The sequence below is a fragment of the Streptomyces sp. NBC_00984 genome (genome assembly GCF_045162475.1).
Classification (GTDB): domain Bacteria; phylum Actinomycetota; class Actinomycetes; order Streptomycetales; family Streptomycetaceae; genus Streptomyces.
This window is the reverse complement of record NZ_CP108734.1, coordinates 7,033,276-7,049,573: the sequence shown is the minus strand read 5'-3', so window position 1 is coordinate 7,049,573 and position 16,298 is coordinate 7,033,276. Positions and strand designations below refer to the sequence as shown.

General features: G+C 71.6%; 16 protein-coding genes. 4 read left to right on the top strand and 12 right to left on the bottom strand.

Features of this window, described 5'->3' with window-relative positions:
• Positions 1-11 precede the first annotated feature (11 nt).
• Both OG520_RS31550 and OG520_RS31545 read right to left on the bottom strand, forming a co-directional pair.
• Entirely contained in the window at positions 12-1,208 is a 1,197-nt protein-coding gene (locus OG520_RS31550; protein WP_399330264.1) for an acyl-CoA dehydrogenase family protein, read from the bottom strand.
• 73 nt (positions 1,209-1,281) lie between these two features.
• The gene (locus OG520_RS31545; protein WP_406015392.1) at positions 1,282-2,985 is read right to left on the bottom strand and encodes an MFS transporter; all 1,704 of its coding nucleotides are present in this window, start codon (positions 2,983-2,985) and stop codon (positions 1,282-1,284) included.
• Between the two features lie 535 nt (positions 2,986-3,520).
• Between OG520_RS31545 and OG520_RS31540 the strand changes: the two genes are divergently transcribed.
• Positions 3,521-4,537 carry a phosphatase PAP2 family protein gene (locus OG520_RS31540; protein WP_406015391.1) on the top strand — a complete coding sequence of 339 codons (1,017 nt, stop codon included), beginning with the start codon at positions 3,521-3,523 and terminating at the stop codon, positions 4,535-4,537.
• 128 nt (positions 4,538-4,665) lie between these two features.
• On the opposite strand, the gene OG520_RS31535 is transcribed toward OG520_RS31540, so the two are convergent.
• From OG520_RS31535 to OG520_RS31520, 4 genes are all read right to left on the bottom strand, one after another.
• Positions 4,666-4,881, bottom strand: coding sequence for an I78 family peptidase inhibitor (locus OG520_RS31535; protein WP_326764787.1), 216 nt, complete (start codon positions 4,879-4,881; stop codon positions 4,666-4,668).
• A 413-nt stretch (positions 4,882-5,294) separates the two neighbouring features.
• Complete coding sequence (locus tag OG520_RS31530; RefSeq protein ID WP_406015390.1) at positions 5,295-6,254, bottom strand: helix-turn-helix transcriptional regulator; 960 nt, start codon at positions 6,252-6,254, stop codon at positions 5,295-5,297.
• 255 nt (positions 6,255-6,509) lie between these two features.
• Entirely contained in the window at positions 6,510-7,358 is an 849-nt protein-coding gene (locus OG520_RS31525) for a transferase (protein WP_406015389.1), read from the bottom strand.
• Positions 7,355-8,638: a glycosyltransferase family 4 protein gene (locus OG520_RS31520; RefSeq protein WP_406015388.1), complete on the bottom strand. Its 1,284-nt coding sequence runs from the start codon at positions 8,636-8,638 to the stop codon at positions 7,355-7,357. The genes OG520_RS31525 and OG520_RS31520 overlap by 4 nt, the downstream gene beginning before the upstream one ends.
• 357 nt (positions 8,639-8,995) lie before the next feature.
• Here OG520_RS31520 and OG520_RS31515 point away from each other — a divergent pair, with 357 nt between their 5' ends.
• Both OG520_RS31515 and OG520_RS31510 read left to right on the top strand, forming a co-directional pair.
• Complete coding sequence (locus OG520_RS31515) at positions 8,996-9,793, top strand: hypothetical protein (RefSeq protein WP_406015387.1); 798 nt, start codon at positions 8,996-8,998, stop codon at positions 9,791-9,793.
• Between the two features lie 137 nt (positions 9,794-9,930).
• Positions 9,931-10,281 (top strand): hypothetical protein, encoded by a 351-nt coding sequence (locus tag OG520_RS31510; protein ID WP_406015386.1) that lies wholly within the window; start codon positions 9,931-9,933, stop codon positions 10,279-10,281.
• Between the two features lie 69 nt (positions 10,282-10,350).
• Here OG520_RS31510 and der read toward each other — a convergent pair whose 3' ends face one another.
• The 6 genes from der to OG520_RS31480 all read right to left on the bottom strand — a co-directional run bounded on the left by der (position 10,351) and on the right by OG520_RS31480 (position 15,442).
• On the bottom strand, positions 10,351-11,820 hold the full coding sequence (gene der / locus OG520_RS31505; protein WP_389986165.1) for a ribosome biogenesis GTPase Der: 1,470 nt from the start codon (positions 11,818-11,820) through the stop codon (positions 10,351-10,353).
• 67 nt (positions 11,821-11,887) lie between these two features.
• On the bottom strand, positions 11,888-12,544 hold the full coding sequence (locus OG520_RS31500) for a lysophospholipid acyltransferase family protein (RefSeq protein WP_399336098.1): 657 nt from the start codon (positions 12,542-12,544) through the stop codon (positions 11,888-11,890).
• A complete protein-coding gene (gene cmk, locus OG520_RS31495) occupies positions 12,541-13,242 on the bottom strand; it encodes a (d)CMP kinase (protein ID WP_399336096.1) in 702 nt (233 codons plus the stop codon). Before cmk ends, OG520_RS31500 begins: the two co-directional genes overlap by 4 nt.
• A gap of 126 nt (positions 13,243-13,368) precedes the next feature.
• Positions 13,369-14,454 (bottom strand): prephenate dehydrogenase, encoded by a 1,086-nt coding sequence (locus OG520_RS31490; protein WP_406015385.1) that lies wholly within the window; start codon positions 14,452-14,454, stop codon positions 13,369-13,371.
• On the bottom strand, positions 14,451-14,813 hold the full coding sequence (gene aroH / locus OG520_RS31485) for a chorismate mutase (RefSeq protein WP_266421302.1): 363 nt from the start codon (positions 14,811-14,813) through the stop codon (positions 14,451-14,453). The genes OG520_RS31490 and aroH overlap by 4 nt, the downstream gene beginning before the upstream one ends.
• A 197-nt stretch (positions 14,814-15,010) precedes the next feature.
• Complete coding sequence (locus OG520_RS31480) at positions 15,011-15,442, bottom strand: YidB family protein (RefSeq protein WP_399336092.1); 432 nt, start codon at positions 15,440-15,442, stop codon at positions 15,011-15,013.
• A gap of 135 nt (positions 15,443-15,577) precedes the next feature.
• On the opposite strand from OG520_RS31480, the gene OG520_RS31475 reads away from it, so the two are divergent.
• On the top strand, positions 15,578-16,297 hold the full coding sequence (locus tag OG520_RS31475; protein WP_399336090.1) for a DNA polymerase beta superfamily protein: 720 nt from the start codon (positions 15,578-15,580) through the stop codon (positions 16,295-16,297).
• The last annotated feature ends 1 nt before the right edge of the window (position 16,298 follow it).

Genomic DNA, 16,298 nt, shown 5'->3' with positions numbered 1-16,298 from the left:
GCCGGACCGGTCTACCGGAACGCGTCGAGACCGGTGAGCGCCTTGCCCAGCACCAGCTGGTGCATCTCCACGGTTCCTTCGTAGGTGAGCACCGACTCCAGATTCGTCGCGTGGCGCATCACCGGGTACTCCAGCGAGATCCCGTTGGCGCCGAGGATCGTGCGCGAGGTACGGCAGATGTCGATCGCCTCCCGCACATTGTTGAGCTTTCCGAAACTGATCTGCTCCGGGCGGAGCCTGCCCGCGTCCATCCGCCGGCCCAGATGGTGGGCGAGCAGGATGCCCTTGTGTAGTTCCACGGCCATGTCCGCGAGCTTGGCCTGGGTGAGCTGGAAGCCGCCGATCGGCCGGCCGAACTGTTCCCGGGTCCTCGCGTAGTCCACGGCCGCCTCGAAGCTGGCGCGGGCCGCACCCATGGCTCCCCAGACGATGCCGTAGCGGGCATGGCTGAGACAGCCGAGCGGGCCGCGCAGTCCGGTGACGCCCGGGAGCACGGCATCGGCGGGCAGCCGCACCTCGTCGAGGACCAGCTCGCTGGTGACCGAGGCGCGCAGGGACCACTTGTGCTTGATCTCGGGCGCCGAGAAGCCGGGGGTGTCGGTCGGCACGGCGAATCCGCGGATTCCGTCGTCGGTCTGCGCCCAGACGACGGCCACCCCGGCGACCGAGCCGTTGGTGATCCACATCTTGCGGCCGGTGAGTACCCAGTCCCCGCCGTCGCGCCTGGCATGGGTGCGCATCCCGGCCGGGTCGGAGCCGTGGTCCGGCTCGGTGAGGCCGAAGCAGCCGATGATCTCGCCGGCCGCCATGCCCGGCAGCCAGCGCCGGCGCTGCTCCTCGGAGCCGAAGCGGTGGATGGCGTACATGGCGAGCGATCCCTGTACGGAGACCAGGGAGCGGATCCCCGAGTCCGCCGCCTCGAGCTCCAGGCAGGCCAGCCCGTACTGGACCGCGGTGGCGCCCGCGCAGCCGTATCCCTGGAGGGACATGCCGAGCGCGCCGAGCGAACCGAGCTCACGGGCCAGCTCGCGGATGCCGGGCAGTTCGCCGCTCTCGTACCACTCGGCGATGTACGGCAGGACGCGGTCGGCGGCCCAGTCCCGGACGGTCCCGCGGATCGCGAGGTCCTCGTCGTCGAGCAGGTCGTCGATGCCGATCGGGTCGGCGGGGTCGAACGGTGGGAGCTTCGAGGACTCGGTGGTGGACATGAGTGTGCCTCCGGCGGCTCGCGCGATGCTAAAACTAGCAGTGTTAGTTATGGCGTCGCACCGACGTTACGGCTCAGTGTGCCGCCCGTCCAGAGCCGGTCGCCTCGGCGGGTCGGCGCCGGGCGGGCCGCGGCAGGGGCAGCTGCGCACGGCCCGGGGCGGGGGTCTCGTGCGCCATGCGGTGTTCGCGCAGCTCGCTCGCTTCGGTCCGTTCGGGATCGTCGAGCGTCGGCGACGGGCAGTCCATCACCCGCGGCAGCCGCAGCGCGGCCAGCGCCCCGAGCAGCAGCAGCGCGGCGCTGACCAGCAGCGTGACATGCAGCCCCGTGATGAAGGAATGGCGCGCCGTGGAGCGCAGCACCGCGCCCAGCGGACCGCCCAGCCGGTCCGCCACCTGGTAGGCCTCGCCCAGCGAGTGGGCGGCGGCCGCGCGGGCCCCGGCCGGGACACCCGCTTCGGGAAGCTTCGAGAGCCCGGGGGTGTAGGCGGCGTTCATGACGCTGCCGAGCAGGGCGATCCCCATGCCCGCGCCCAGCTGGTACGAGGTCTCGCCGATCGCCGCCGCCCCGCCCGCGCGGTCGGCGGGGGCCTCGCTGAGCATGGATTCGTACGCCCCGAAGAGCGTGGTCTGGAGTCCGAAGCCGAGGACGACGAAGGCCGCCGTCAGCAGCGCGGGCCGGTCGTGCTGCCCCATCGCGGTCAGGATCAGCACCGAGACCGCCGTGAGCACGAAGCCCCAGCCGACCATCCTGCGCGGACCGACGCGGCGCAGGGTGTACGAGCCGGTGGCGCCCGCGGCCATGGCGGCGAAGGTGAGCGGCAGCAGCCGCAGGCCGGTCTGGAGCGGGCTCAGGCCGAGGACGAGCTGGAGGTACTGCACGGCTATGAGCTCAAGACCGACCAGGGCCAGCATGGCGAGGACGATGCAGCCCACCGCGGTGGAGAAGGCGGGCCTGGCGAACATCCCGATGTCGATCAGCGGATGCGTACGCCGCTTCTGACGGCGCACGAACACGATGAGCAGGACCGCCCCGATCAGCAGCGGGGCGAGGGTGGCCGGGCTCAGCACTTCCTCACCGGTGCCCGCCCGCTTCACCCCGAGGACCATCCCGAGCACTCCGGCCGCGGCCATCAGCGCACCCAGCACGTCCCACGGGCCGTCGTGGCTGCCGCGCGACTCGGGCAGGAGCAGCCGTCCGACCGGCAGGACCAGCGCCATCAGCGGGACGTTGATCAGGAAGACCGAGCCCCACCAGAAGTGCTCGACGAGGAAGCCGCCGATGACCGGACCGACGGCGGCGCCCACGGCGGCGACCGCGGTCCAGACGCCGATCGCCACGGCCCGTTCGCGCCGGTCGGGGAAGACCTGCCGGAGGATCGACAGCGTCGCCGGCATGATCATCGCGCCGCCCACCCCGAGCAGGGCACGCGCCACGATGAGTACGCCGGGACTGTCGGCCATCGCGGCGATCGCGGAGGCGACACCGAAGAGGGCGTAGCCGAGCAGCAGGACGCGGCGGCGGCCGACCCGGTCCCCGAGGGTGCCGAAGAGAATCAGCAGCGAGGCACAGACCAGCGGGTAGGCGTCGACGATCCAGAGCAGACCGACCGCGCTGGGCCGCAGGTCCTCGGTGACGGCGGGTACGGCGACGTGGAGCACGGTCGCATCGAGTGCCACGAGCAGGAGGCTGAGGCAGAGGACGACGAGGACGACCCATCGATTGGCACCGTCGGCTGCTGAGCGCAGCCGGAGTCGGGCTGTGGTCGTCCCGGACATGCGTGTACCTCCCAAAAGGTCCCTCGCGCTCGGCGGGCCAACCGGGGATGCGACGGTTCGCCGCTCCTCATGGCCCGGCATCGACGGGCGAGTGGTCCGTCAGCGTACGCGAGTTCGGAGCCCCCACACGTGGTCCACCTCATACCCGTTCGGACCACGGAGTGTGGCGTACGCCACGCCGACCCGCCGCCCGGACCTGCGAGGACGCCCTGCGCACCCGGCACAGGACGGTACTCGGCCACCCCCGCGGAGCACCCGCCGGGCCCGCGCCGAAGGCGGCCGGTGACCGGACCGGCACCGTCCGTTCCGCCTCCCGGCGGGCCCGAATAAATTCATACCGGCACCTCCTGCGTTTTTCTGCCCGCATCCAAACACCCTTCCGAAATGCGTGCGAAATCAATAGCGTGAAGGCCCGCCGAGCTGCTTACGCGGATCGGGAATTAAGACCCTGCTGAGACATAGTCCACATCACATCGTCATCACAAAGAGACCGGATCGACCTGGTCTCGCACTAACTCGCTGTAACGTCGATTGGGTGCGTACCGACATCTTTGCCCGGCTGGACCGGGAGCCGGAGCCGCCGAAGATAGAGCCACCGCGGATGAGCCGTCACCGCATCGCGCTCTTCGGCGGGACGTTGGCGTTCTATCTCGCCATCGTCATTGCCGTGCTGGTCTCGTCCTGGCTGGTGGCCCTGGACTGGAAGGTCATGCTCTTCCGGCCGTATCAGCAGTGGCCGGGAATTCATGCCTTCCTCGACTACTACATCGTGCTCGGCCAGCGCGGACCCACCGCCACCATGGTCGCCTGCTGGCTCGGCTGGCGTTCCTGGCGGCAGCACACGCTGCGGCCGCTGCTGACGCTGGGCGCGGCGCTGCTGCTGCTCAATGTGACGGTCGGCGCGGTCAAGATCGGCCTCGGGCGTCTCGGCCCGCACTACGCCACCCAGATCGGCTCCGCCGAACTCTTCGCCGGCGGCGATATATTCCCCTCCGGCCACACCGCCAACGCGGTCGTGACCTGGGGAATCCTCGCCTATCTGGCCACCACCCCACGAGCCCGGCGCTATCTCTCGGCCATGTCGGCCATCGTCTCGCTCGGCGTCGGCCTCACCACCGTCTATCTCGGTACGCACTGGCTCAGCGATGTCCTGCTGGGCTGGGCCGCGGGGCTGCTGATCATGCTGGGCCTGCCCTGGGTCGAGCCGCTGATCACCCGGGCCGAGGCATGGATCTTCGCCCAGCGCGAGAACCTGCGGGGCCTCGGCCGTCCCGTTCCCTCCCTGCCCGTCGCGGCCGGAGGCCCGAGGACCACGCTGCCGCCGCAGCCGGACGGCAGCGACGCCCCGGCACAGAGCCCGGCACTGGAGCCGGTCGTCGCGGCGGCCACGGGCGGCACGGGCACCCGCTCGCGCGCGCACGCGTCGCATCCGACGCATCTGGTGCGCTCGGAGCGGACCCCGGTCACCCCGGCCGGCAGCCGGCGCCCGCCGCACGCCGACCGCACGCCGCGCGGCGGCACGAGCCCGGCCCGCCCGGTGACCGGCGGCTGAGGCTCCGGCGATCACCGGGACGGTACGCACAGCCGCTCCCCCGGACATGAGTGAAGGCCCCGACTCCGGTCGGGGCCTTCACTCATGTCCGGGGGTCCCGGGCCGGACGGCCCGGGTCGCGGGAGGTCTCAGCCCAGCCAGCAGCGGGTGACGACGGCGGCGTCGACCTCGAAGTTGATCCGTCCGCTCCGGAACTCCATGGTGATGATCGCGCCCGGCGGCAGGGATCTGACGGTGGTCCAGCCATGGCTGCGGGCCCGCCGTTCGGCGGCGTCGGCGGCGAGGCCGACGTACTCACCGGGGGCGTCGTCGGGCTGGACGGGAGGGGTCGGTATGGGTGCCATGCACCTCACCGTAGGCGGCTGCGGGCGGCGACGGAAGCCGGGGCACCTGCCGCCGCCGGGCATCCCCACGTTCCCTGCCGGTCACGCTTGTGTCACAGGATCACGACACGCGCGCCGTATGAATCACGCCACCCGAACCCGCGCCCCGGGGTCCGGACACACAGTAATCACACAAGCCGGAAAACGAACACGCGGAAGGCCCGTAATCGGAGCGGAATATCCCGTATCGAGCGAGTGGAATTCCCGCGCCGAATAACCTGTGTAAATGAGCAGGTCGCCCGGAATTCACGCTTCCTTATGGCAGCCTTATCCTTTGGTCACAATATTCGCGCCGGGGCACGGGGACAGCCGCCGACTGCCGCCGGTATAGCGGGCAACCCCGACCGCCCGTATGGCGTTGTCGCAGGCAGGCCTCACTCCAGGACCCTGGACAGCCGGTCCCTCGCCACCCTGATCGCGTCCTGGAGCGCCGGTGGTTCGACCACCTCGAAGTCGATCCCGAGCATCATCACGTGGATGACCAGCACGTCCAGGGTGGCGGCCCCGGTGCGCAGCAGACAGGTGTCGGCGTCGACCGCCTCCAGCACCCCGGCCGAGGGCGAGACCCGCTCGGCCGCGCGCTCGATCCCCGCCTTCAGCCGGACCACCGCCTGCGTCGGGTACGCCCCCGTGGAGATCCCCTTCGAGACATAGGCGGCCAGATCCTCGGCGGGTGCGTCACGGGGGACGAACCTCGGTCCGTGCGGCGGCGTGGGGGTGATCCGGTCCGCCCGGAACGTACGCCAGTCCGCGCGGTCCAGGTCCCAGGCGACGAGATACCAGCGGCGCTCGGTACACACCAGCCGGTGGGGTTCGACGGTCCGCCGCGAGACGGTGCCGGAGTGGTCCCGGTACTCGAAGCGCAGTCGTTCGGCGTCCCGGCAGGCCCCGGCGAGTTCGGTCAGGACACCCGCGTCGGCGACCGACGCACCGGGCCCGCGGAGCAGGGGCACCGTGAAGGTGTTCAGCGCGTTCACCCGGCGCCGGAGCCGGTCCGGCAGCACCTGTTCGAGCTTGGCCAGGGCGTGTACGGAGGTCTCTCCGATGCCCTCGACGCCGTTGCCCGCCGCGGTGCGCAGGCCGACCGCGACGGCGACGGCCTCCTCGTCGTCCAGGAGCAGTGGCGGCAGCTGGGCACCGGCGCCGAGCTGGTACCCGCCGCCGGTGCCGGGACTGGCGTTGACCGGGTAGCCCAGTTCGCGCAGCTTGTCGACGTCACGCCGGACGGTCCGCGGGGTGACTCCGAGCCGATCGGCGAGATCGGCGCCGGACCAGTCGCGGTGCGCCTGGAGCAGTGAGAGCAGACGCAGCAGTCGTGCCGAGGTCTCCAACATGGGGCGAGTCTGCCAGGGGTTGCGGACAGCCCGCGTCCGCAACCCCTGGCGGGGTCCGGAGCACGCGAGCCCGGCCTGATCCGAACGACAGCGTCTGAGACCGACCGGCAAATGGAGGGCGGCGTCGCGGGGCTGGGTGCGCACATCTGCGGCGTTGTCGTCAGTCAACAACGCTCCGCGTTGCCTCCCTCCTCCGCCTTGCAGCTGCACGCACCCGGCCCCGCTCCTTCTCCCACCCCTCATTTGCCGGTCGGTCTAAGGCGCCGGTTCCGGCTCGAGCCGTACACAGAGGTCGTTGTCGGTGGAGTAGCAGGGGGTGGCCCGAGTGCCCTCCCCCGCGCTGCGGCCCGGGTAGACGAAGATCTTCTTGCGGTCCCAGATGTCGTCGAGGATGCGGGAGATCCGTACGCCGCCGGCCGACTCGCCCTCCGCCGCCCCCGGGATCAGCCAGAGCGTCCACAGCTGCTGCGCGGTGACGGCCCCGTCGGCCAGCCGGTCGAGGGGGAGCCTGAAGGCGAAGCCGCCCGGCTGTCCGGTGACCGGCACCCGCAGGACCCGGCCGTCGGCTCCGGGCAGTCGCGCCTCGACACGGGCATCGGTGCCGAGACCGGTCCCGTACAGCGTGCCCTCGACGGTCATCCCGGTCCCGTCGAAGGTCACCGGTCCGGCCTCGGCGTGCGGTGCGCGCAGCCAGCAGCGCACGGCGAGCCGGCCGTCGAGGGTCGGGTACGGGATACGGACCGCGATCCGCCCGGCCCCCGGTGCGTGGTCGACGAGCAGTCGCAGGTCCCTGATCCCGGGCTCGACGGCCACCGCCCCGTCGTCGCCCGCGCCCGGCTCCCGCAGGTAGACGTCCCAGCGGCCCTCGGCGGCCTCCGTGGTCCCCGGCAGCACCGCGCGCAGCCGTCCGTCGCGCAGCGGGCTCAGCGACAGCCGTACGATCCTGCCGTCGTTGTCCGGACCCTTGGCGCCGCGCAGCCGGAGAAGCAGTTCGGGCACCTCCTCGTCCTCGCCGCGCCGGAGGTCGAGATCGAAGGTGATCCCGCCGTCGGGCCCCACGGTGCAGTCGGCCCGCGGTGTCCTTCGTCCTGCGGAGGCGGTCATGCGGTCTTCCCCTTGCGGATCGCGGCGGCTGCCTTGTAGCGCAGGGCGTACGCCCCGTCCAGCACGGCGCCCCGGGCGCGGTGCAACGTGGTGCCCATCGCGCCGTGCGAGCGGTCGCGCGGGCCCCGCGAGGCGAGTTCGGTGAAGAGCCGTTCATGGCGTTCGGCGATCCGCGACGGGTCGAACCGCCGCGAAGCGGCCAGCGCGGCGTGCCCCGCGCGGTGCCGTGCCCCGTCGTCCTCGATCAGACCGAGCAGGGCGTCGGCCACCGCCGCCGTGTCACCGACGGGCACCAGCCGTCCGTCGGTGCCGTCGTCGATGATCTCGCGGGGGCCGTGCGGGCAGTCGGTGGCGACGACCGGCAGCCCGCAGCGCATCGCCTCGACGATGGTCATGCCGAAGGACTCGCGGTCCGAAGTGACCGCGGCGATCGACCCCTTGGGCCACTCGGCCTCCAGCGGATTGACCGGGCCCATCAGGAACACGTGATTGTGCAGGCCGAGTTCGGCGACGAGCGTGAGCAGCGCCTCTCGTTCGTTCCCGGTCGCGTCACCGCCGCCGTAGATGCGAAGCCGCCAGTCCGGGCGGACCGCGACCACGTCGGCGAACGCCCGGACGAGCAGGTCGTACCGCTTGACCTTGTGCAGCCGGCCCGCGGCGATCACCCACTTGTGGTCGCCGTCGGCGGGTGCGACCGTCGGCGCGGGCACACTGTTGGGAATGGCCTCGATGCGTACGCCGGGCAGCTTGAACCCGGTCCGGTAGGCCTGGGCGTCGGCTTCGGTGACGGTGGTGATCGCGTCGAGCAGGGCGTAGCGGTGCCCGATCTCGCGGCGGAGCCGGTAGCCGTGGCTGTCGAGGGTGAGGTGTTCCTGCCCGATCAGGACCGGGCCTCGGCGGGCCTGCCTGCTGATGTGCACATTGAGCCCCGGCCGGGTTCCGACCACGACGTCCGCCTCCAGGGAACGCAGATGGCCCGCCACCCGTGCGTCGCTCAGCCTGCTGTACTGCCGGTACCTGCTGTCGCCGCGCGGGAACACGGTCGCGGGACGGGCGTATTCGGCGGCGTCGCCGTCGTACGTCGGGCTCTTCTTCCGCAGATCGACGAGGTGGCTCATGCGCACCCCTTCGGGGGCGCCCAGCGCGGGGACGTCGCGGTGCCTGAAGACCGACACGATCTCGACGTCATGGTGCCCGGCCAGCTCCCCGGCGAGATTGAACGTCGTGCGGATCGTGCCCCCGACTCCATAGGCGTTGTGGAGCAGGAAAGAAATGTGCATGAAACGCCATATCTCCCGGTTCGGCTGGTCAGCGGCAGGCTGCACTTGGCATGACGGCGCAGGCCGGTCGGCGGTTCACTCCCCGTAGGGACGAATTTCGGTCAGCCGTAAACTCACCCGCTTTCCCGCTTTGTCGACGTATCGGCGCACCGGCCCGTGATCGAGTCGACCACATCGCGCCCCACCAGGTCCGGAAAAATACGCTCAAATCAGCCTCAAGGATCCCGAGATTCACCCTCTGCGCCGGTTGGTTCGATTACGTTCCCTTTCTCGCGTGACCCCGGCTGCGGCTCGCCCGTTGTCATTTCCATGAGCCGGGAACCGCCCGGCGCACGCACCGAGTTCGAGGAGCCACCCGTGCCGCGCATGCTCGACGTCAGCGAGGACGTACGCGCCGAGATCGGCGACGCCGAAGCCGACCGGCTGCTCGTCGGCGACAACGCCCCGGGCAGTTACGACTGCACTTCCTGCCGCACCCCCGGCGACTCCGAGCAGGAACGCACCAGCACGGTGCTCTTCGTCGGCGACGAGACCGCCGTCCTCGCCTTCGCCCACGCGACGTGCATCCCCTCGCAGGTGGTCCAGGTCGCCGAGGAGCAGCTGCAGGGCGCCGTACGCAGCATCACCGGCACCGAGGGCTCCGGCGGCGGCGCGGCGCAGCCGCAGAACCTCCCCGCCGAGCAGGCCGTCCTCGGGATCACCAGCGGCCTCGTCCTGATCGACGACGAGCTCCACCCGGCCCTCGTCGTCGAGCCGACCGGGGCGATCACCCGTCCGGGCGCGGACAGCAGCCGGGGCGACGAATTCCTCCAGCTCCTGCTGGAGCAGGGCTTCCACCCGGTCCACCGGATGGACCAGGTGCCCGCCCTGCTGCACGGCTGGTCGATCCTGCTCGCCATGGGCCAGCTGCACGCCGTGCTCCAGCCGGGCACCGGCGGCGGCGCACCGGTCGCCTGGTGGCAGGCGCACGCCCCGCTCCAGGTCACCGAGGGCTGGCGGACCGCGGCCAACAAGTCGCAGACCGTCCTCGTCTTCGCCGCCCCCGCCGGATCGATCGGCCAGCAGCCACGCGAGGACCTGCTGCGCGACGCTCTGGACAAGGCCGCGGCCAACGGGCTCCTGGTGGCCGCCGCGATGCCGCTGGCCGGCACCTGATCATGGGCGGCGGCCCCTCGCACCAGCGGCGAACAGCGATTTCTCCGTTGCGCCCGCATCCGACGGACACCGGGGTCGTTGGCACATACGTGCACTCATACGACTCCTCCCACCAGCGCCCGAGCCCGATTCCTGCCATGCGGCCCTCGCAGGACCCCTCGGGCGGTCAGTCCCACACCCCGATCTACGACGCGCTGTACTCCGAGTACCGCCGTTCGTTCCGGGCGCTGCCGGGTGATCGGAGCGGCGAGGAGAATCTCGGCTTCATGGCCTTCGGCACCGGGCTCTTCGGCAGCCGTCTCCCGCTGAGCGGCCATTCCGGCCACTCCGCCGGTTTCTCCACCGGTCTCGCCGTGACAGGCGGGGCCACCGGACACGGCAGCAGCACCGGCACGCACAGCGGCGGCCTCGGGTCCTGGCAGCGGGTGGGCCGGCACTCCGGGCGCACCCAGCCCGCGGCCCTGCCCCCGGGCTCGCGAGGGGCCTGACCCTGCGACAGAGCCCCGGACCGTCTCGGATGCGAGACGGTCCGGGGCTCTGTCGTACGCCGTTGCGCGCTACTTGTTGCGGCCGCGCTTCTCGCGGACCCGCACCGAGATGTGGATCGGGGTGCCCTCGAAGCCGAACTCCTCACGCAGCCGGCGCTCGACGAACCGTCGGTAGCCGTGCTCCAGGAAGCCCGAGGCGAACAGTACGAAGCGCGGCGGCTTGGTACCGGCCTGGGTGCCGAAGAGGATCCGGGGCTGCTTGCCACCGCGGACGGGGTGCGGGTGGGAGGCGACGATCTCGCCGAGGAAGGCGTTCAGCCGGCCGGTGGGGATGCGGGTCTCCCAGCTGGCGAGGGCGGTCTCGATCGCCGGGACGAGCTTCTCCATGTGCCGGCCGGTGACGGCCGAGACGTTGACCCGGGGGGCCCACGCGATCTGCGCGAGCTCCGTCTCGATCTCGCGCTCCAGGTAGTAGCGGCGCTCCTCGTCGAGCGTGTCCCACTTGTTGTACGCGATCACCAGGGCACGCCCGGCCTCCACGGCCATGGTGATGATGCGCTGGTCCTGGACGCTGATGGACTCGCCCGCGTCGATCAGGACGACGGCGACCTCGGCCTTCTCCACGGCGGCGGCGGTACGCAGCGAGGCGTAGTAGTCCGCACCCTCCTGGAGGTGGACGCGACGGCGGATGCCGGCCGTGTCGATGAACTTCCAGGTGATGCCGCCGAGCTCGATCAGCTCGTCGACCGGGTCGCGGGTGGTGCCGGCGAGCTCGTTGACGACGACGCGGTCCTCGTTCGCCACCTTGTTCAGCAGCGAGGACTTGCCGACGTTCGGACGGCCGATGAGCGCGATCCGGCGCGGGCCGCCGATCGCGGTGCCGAAGCGCTGCGCCGGGGCCTCGGGAAGCGCTTCGAGCACGGCGTCGAGCAGGTCGCCGGTGCCGCGGCCGTGCAGCGAGGAGACCGGGTGCGGCTCGCCGAGGCCCAGCGACCACAGCGCGGTGGCGTCCGCCTCGCCGCTCTGTCCGTCGACCTTGTTGGCGCACAGCACGACCGGCTTGCCCGCCCGGCGCAGCAGCTTGACGACGGCCTCGTCGGTGTCGGTCGCGCCGACGGTCGAGTCGACCACGAAGACGACCGCGTCGGACGCCTCGATCGCGTACTCGGCCTGGGCGGCGACGGAGGCGTCGATGCCCAGCACGTCCTGCTCCCAGCCGCCGGTGTCGACGACCTTGAAGCGGCGGCCCGCCCACTCGGCCTCGTAGGTGACGCGGTCACGGGTGACGCCCGGCTTGTCCTCGACGACCGCCTCACGGCGGCCGATGATCCGGTTCACCAGCGTCGACTTGCCTACGTTGGGGCGGCCGACGACGGCGAGCACGGGCAGCGGTCCGTGACCGGCCTCGTCGATCGCGCCCTCGACCTCTTCGAGGTCGAAGCCCTCCTCCGCGGCGAGCTCCATGAACTCCGCGTACTCGGCGTCGCCAAGTGCTCCGTGCTCATGGTCCGAGCCGTCGGAGTGAATCTGGTCGTTCATGAAGTCCGTTCCTCTTTGCATCATCATCGATGGGCCACGAACACGCGGCCCACTACTCAAGTCTTACCTAGCGCCCGGTGAAACGCCTGGCCTCGTCCAGATGGGCGGTCAGCCGCCCCTGGATCCGTACCGTCGCCTCGTCCAGCGCCTTGCGCGTACGCCTGCCACTGCCGTCGCCCGCCTCGAAGGCATCGCCGAAGACGACGTCGACCCGGCTGCGCAGCGGCGGCAGTGCCGATATCAACCGTCCGCGGCGCTCGGTGCTTCCCAGGACGGCCACGGGCACGATCGGCGCCCCGCTGCGTACCGCGAAGTACGCGAGCCCGGCACGCAGGGAGGCGAAGTCGCCCTCGCCCCTGGTGCCCTCGGGAAAGATCCCGAGCGCCCCGCCGTTCTCCAGCACGCCGAGGGCGTGGGTGATGGCGGTGCGGTCGACGGTCGTACGGTCCACCTTCAGCTGACCGATTCCGCGCAGGAACGGGTCGAGCGGGCCGACGAACGCCTCTTTCTTGATCAGGAAGTGGACGGGCCGGGGCGCGGTGCCCATCAGCATCGGACCGTCGATGTTGTGCGAGTGGTTCACCGCGAGTATGACGGGTCCGGAGGCGGGGACCCGCCACGCACCGAGGACGCGGGGCTTCCACAGCCCGTACATCAGCCCGATGCCGATCCCGCGCCCGACCGCCGCGCCGCGCGGCGAGGGCGAGCCCGTGGCCTGGGTCACTTCGTGGCCCGCTTCTCCTCGACGAGGGTGACGACACACTCGATGACCTGCTGAAGGGTCAGCTCGGTGGTGTCCACCTCGACGGCGTCGTCCGCCCTGGCCAGCGGGGAGGTCTTGCGGCCGGAGTCGGCCGCGTCCCGCTTGATCAGCGCCTCCTTGGTGGCGGCGAGGTCGGAGCCCTTGACCTCTCCGCTGCGACGGGCGGCGCGTGCCTCCGGGGAAGCGGTGAGGAAGATCTTCAGGTCGGCGTCGGGCAGCACGGTGGTGCCGATGTCCCGACCCTCGACCACTATGCCCCGCTCGGCCGCGGCGGCGATGCTGCGCTGCAGCTCGGTGATCCGGGTGCGCACCTCGGGGACGGCGCTGACGGCGCTGACCTTGGAGGTGACCTCCTGGGTGCGGATCGGGCCCGCGGCGTCCTCGCCGTCGACGGTGATCGTCGGGGCGGCCGGGTCCGTGCCGGAGACGATGACCGGCTTGGCGGCCGCGGTCGCCACCTCCGTCGCGTCCTGCACGTCGATGCCGTTGTTCAGCATCCACCAGGTGATCGCCCGGTACTGGGCGCCGGTGTCCAGGTAGCTCAGGCCGAGCTGCGCGGCGACGGCCTTGGACGTGCTCGACTTGCCGGTGCCGGATGGCCCGTCGATGGCGACGATCACTGCGGCCGGGGCCGTACGGGTTTCCACGGTGGTGGACACCTTCCTGAATACACGGGGTGGGCGGGACGGGGGCGCGTGTGAACCCGCCCCGCACAAGGTTACCGAGTGTCGGAGCGGGTCTCTGCACCCCTGTGGACAACGGCCTTCCGGCCCCGCCGCCCCGGGCTACTGGCGTATCGACCAGCCCCGCTCGCGCAGCGCCGCGCTCAGTGCGGGGGCCGCGCTCGGCTCGACCATCAGCTGGACCAGGCCGGCCTGCTGCCCGGTGGCGTGCTCGATGCGCACGTCCTCGACGTTGACCCCGGCCCGTCCGGCGTCGGCGAAGATCCCGGCCAGTTCGCCCGGCCGGTCGCTGATGAGCACGGACACCATTTCGTACGCGGTGGGGGCGGTCCCGTGCTTGCCCGGCACCCTGACCCGGCCCGCGTTGCCGCGGCGCAGGACGTCCTCGATGCCCTCGGTGCCCTCGCGGCGCCGGTCGTCGTCGGCGGACTGCAGGCCGCGCAGCGCCCGTACCGTCTCGTCCAGGTCGGCGGCGACCCCGGCCAGCACGTCGGCGACCGGGCCGGGGTTGGCGGAGAGGATCTCCACCCACATCCGGGGGTCGGAGGCGGCGATCCGGGTGACGTCCCTGATGCCCTGGCCGCAGAGGCGTACGGCGGTCTCGTCGGCCTCCTCCAGGCGGGCGGCGACCATCGACGAGATCAGCTGCGGAGTGTGGGAGACCAGGGCGACGGCCCGGTCGTGCGCGTCGGCGTCCATGACGACCGGGACGGCGCGGCAGAGCGCGACCAGTTCCAGGGCGAGGTTGAGGACCTCGGTGTCGGTGTCACGGGTCGGGGTGAGGACCCAGGGCCTGCCCTCGAACAGATCCGCGGTGGCGGCGAGGGGGCCCGACCGCTCCTTGCCGGCCATGGGGTGCGTACCGATGTACGGCGCGAGGTCGAGGCCGAGGGCCTCCAGCTCGCGGCGCGGGCCGCCCTTCACGCTGGCGACGTCGAGGTAGCCGCGGGCGACGCCGTCCCGCAGGGCGGTGGCCAGCACCGAGGCCACGTGGGCGGGCGGCACGGCGATGATCGCCAGGTCCACGGGGCCGTCGGGCGCCTCGTCCGTACCGGCGCCCAGCGCGGCCGCGGTGCGGGCCGACTGGGGGTCGTGGTCGACGAGGTGGACATGGATGCCGCGCCCGGCGAGGGCGAGGGCTGCGGAAGTGCCGACGAGGCCCGTTCCGATGACGACGGCGGTTCTCACTGGGCGATGTCCTTGCGAAGTGCGGCGGTGGCACCGAGGTACACGTGGGCGATCTCGGACTTGGGAAGGTACGTCTCGACGTGCGCGAGTATGCGCACCACACGGGGCATGGCCCCCTCGATGTCCAGCTCCTGGGCGCAGATCAGCGGTACGTCGACGATACCGAGCCCGCGCGCGGCGGCGGCCGGGAAGTCGCTGTGCAGGTCCGGGGTGGCCGTGAACCAGATGCTGATCAGATCGTCCGCGACGAGGCTGTTGCGCTCCAGGACGGCGGTGAGCAGGGCACCGACCCGCTCACCCATGTGCCCGGCCTCGTCCTGCTCGAGCTGGACGGCTCCGCGGACCGCTCGTACCGCCACGTCGTGCTCCTCGGTTCCTCGTACGTGTCGCGCCTGCTGTCCGCCTGCGTGATCTCTCTGTGCCCGATCAGCCTAGAGGGGCGGCGCGGCCGGCGGTCCGGGGTGCTCTGTCCGTGAGACGGGGCGGGTACGCGCCGACGGCCCGAGGGCCTGCCCGGCCCCGCTGCGCCGGACAGGCCCTCGGGCCGCTCTCGCCGTCAGAGCTGCTGCTCCCGGACCAGGTCCTCGATCGAGCGGCCCTCCGGCACCTCGCCCGAAGGAGTCAGCTTGTCGACCGCTGTCGGCAGCGACCGGGCGATCTCGTCGGCCGCCTGCTCCGTGCTGACCCCCGCTTCCCGGGCGACCTTCTGCAAGGTCTCGTCCGGCAGCGCCTCGCTGATCTGGGCGCCGCTGACCGCCTGGTTCTCACCGGTACCGACCCAGGACTGCGCCTGGTCGACGAGGCCGGATCTGGTGAGCATCCCGATCAGCCCTTCGAGCGCGTTGCCACCGCCGCCCGTTCCGCCCTGGCCGCCGCCGAGCGCGCCCAGCAGCGCGCCGAGGATGTTCCCCGCGCCGCCCGAGCCGCCGCTCTGGCCGCCGCCGCCCAGCAAGCCGCCCAGCAGGCTGCCGAGATCGTTTCCTGCCATGGTTCTGCCTTTCCAGAGGGGATGATTTATCGACAATGTCGATCAGAACCCGGGCTTCTGCCACTTGAGCGGGCGTCTGAGGGCCGTCCCGATATCCCCGGTGCAACCCGATTTCGCTCACGTACTCTCGCCGGCATGATCACCCCTGATCCCGAGGCTCTCGTACGCGACCACACGGTCTACTCCTGCGTGATGGGCTCACGCGCCTTCGGGCTCGCCACGGAGGGGAGCGACACCGACCGGCGCGGCGTGTTCCTCGCGCCGACGCCGCTGTTCTGGCGGTTCGAGAAGCCGCCGACGCATGTCGAGGGCCCGGCACAGGAGCAGTTCTCATGGGAGCTGGAACGCTTCTGCGAGCTGGCGCTGCGCGCCAACCCCAATGTGCTGGAGTGCCTGCACTCACCACTGGTGGAACACGCCGACGCCGTGGGCCGTGAACTCCTCTCCCTGCGCGGCGCGTTCCTCTCCCGGCTGGCCCACCAGACCTTCGTCCGCTACGCCTCGGGGCAGCGCAGGAAGCTGGAGGCGGACGTACGGCAGCACGGGGCGCCGCGCTGGAAGCACGCCATGCATCTGCTGCGGCTGCTGACCTGCGGCCGGGACCTGCTGCGCACGGGCGAGCTCACGATCGAGGTGGGCGCGGCCCGGGAGGAGCTGCTGGCGGTGAAGCGGGGCGAGGTGCCGTGGGCGGAGGTCGAACGCCGCATGAACCGTCTCGTCGAGGAGGACGACGAGGCCGCTGAGAACTCCCCGCTCCCGCCGGAGCCGGACCGGGCCCGGGTGGAGGACTTCCTGATCCGCACCCGCCGGGCGTCCGTGTCCTGGCCCGGCGGGGACTCCGTGGGCGGCCGCTAGG

Bases quoted from the DNA above. Each gene is read 5' to 3' on its own strand.
- OG520_RS31520 (WP_406015388.1), bottom strand. From the start codon at position 8,638: ATGCACATTTCTTTCCTGCTCCACAACGCCTATGGAGTCGGGGGCACG.
- OG520_RS31535 (WP_326764787.1), bottom strand. From the start codon at position 4,881: ATGGCACCCATACCGACCCCTCCCGTCCAGCCCGACGACGCCCCCGGT.
- OG520_RS31530 (WP_406015390.1), bottom strand. From the start codon at position 6,254: ATGTTGGAGACCTCGGCACGACTGCTGCGTCTGCTCTCACTGCTCCAG.
- OG520_RS31545 (WP_406015392.1), bottom strand. From the start codon at position 2,985: ATGTCCGGGACGACCACAGCCCGACTCCGGCTGCGCTCAGCAGCCGAC.
- OG520_RS31475 (WP_399336090.1), top strand. From the start codon at position 15,578: ATGATCACCCCTGATCCCGAGGCTCTCGTACGCGACCACACGGTCTAC.
- der (WP_389986165.1), bottom strand. From the start codon at position 11,820: ATGAACGACCAGATTCACTCCGACGGCTCGGACCATGAGCACGGAGCA.
- OG520_RS31510 (WP_406015386.1), top strand. From the start codon at position 9,931: ATGCGGCCCTCGCAGGACCCCTCGGGCGGTCAGTCCCACACCCCGATC.
- OG520_RS31480 (WP_399336092.1), bottom strand. From the start codon at position 15,442: ATGGCAGGAAACGATCTCGGCAGCCTGCTGGGCGGCTTGCTGGGCGGC.
- OG520_RS31550 (WP_399330264.1), bottom strand. From the start codon at position 1,208: ATGTCCACCACCGAGTCCTCGAAGCTCCCACCGTTCGACCCCGCCGAC.
- OG520_RS31525 (WP_406015389.1), bottom strand. From the start codon at position 7,358: ATGACCGCCTCCGCAGGACGAAGGACACCGCGGGCCGACTGCACCGTG.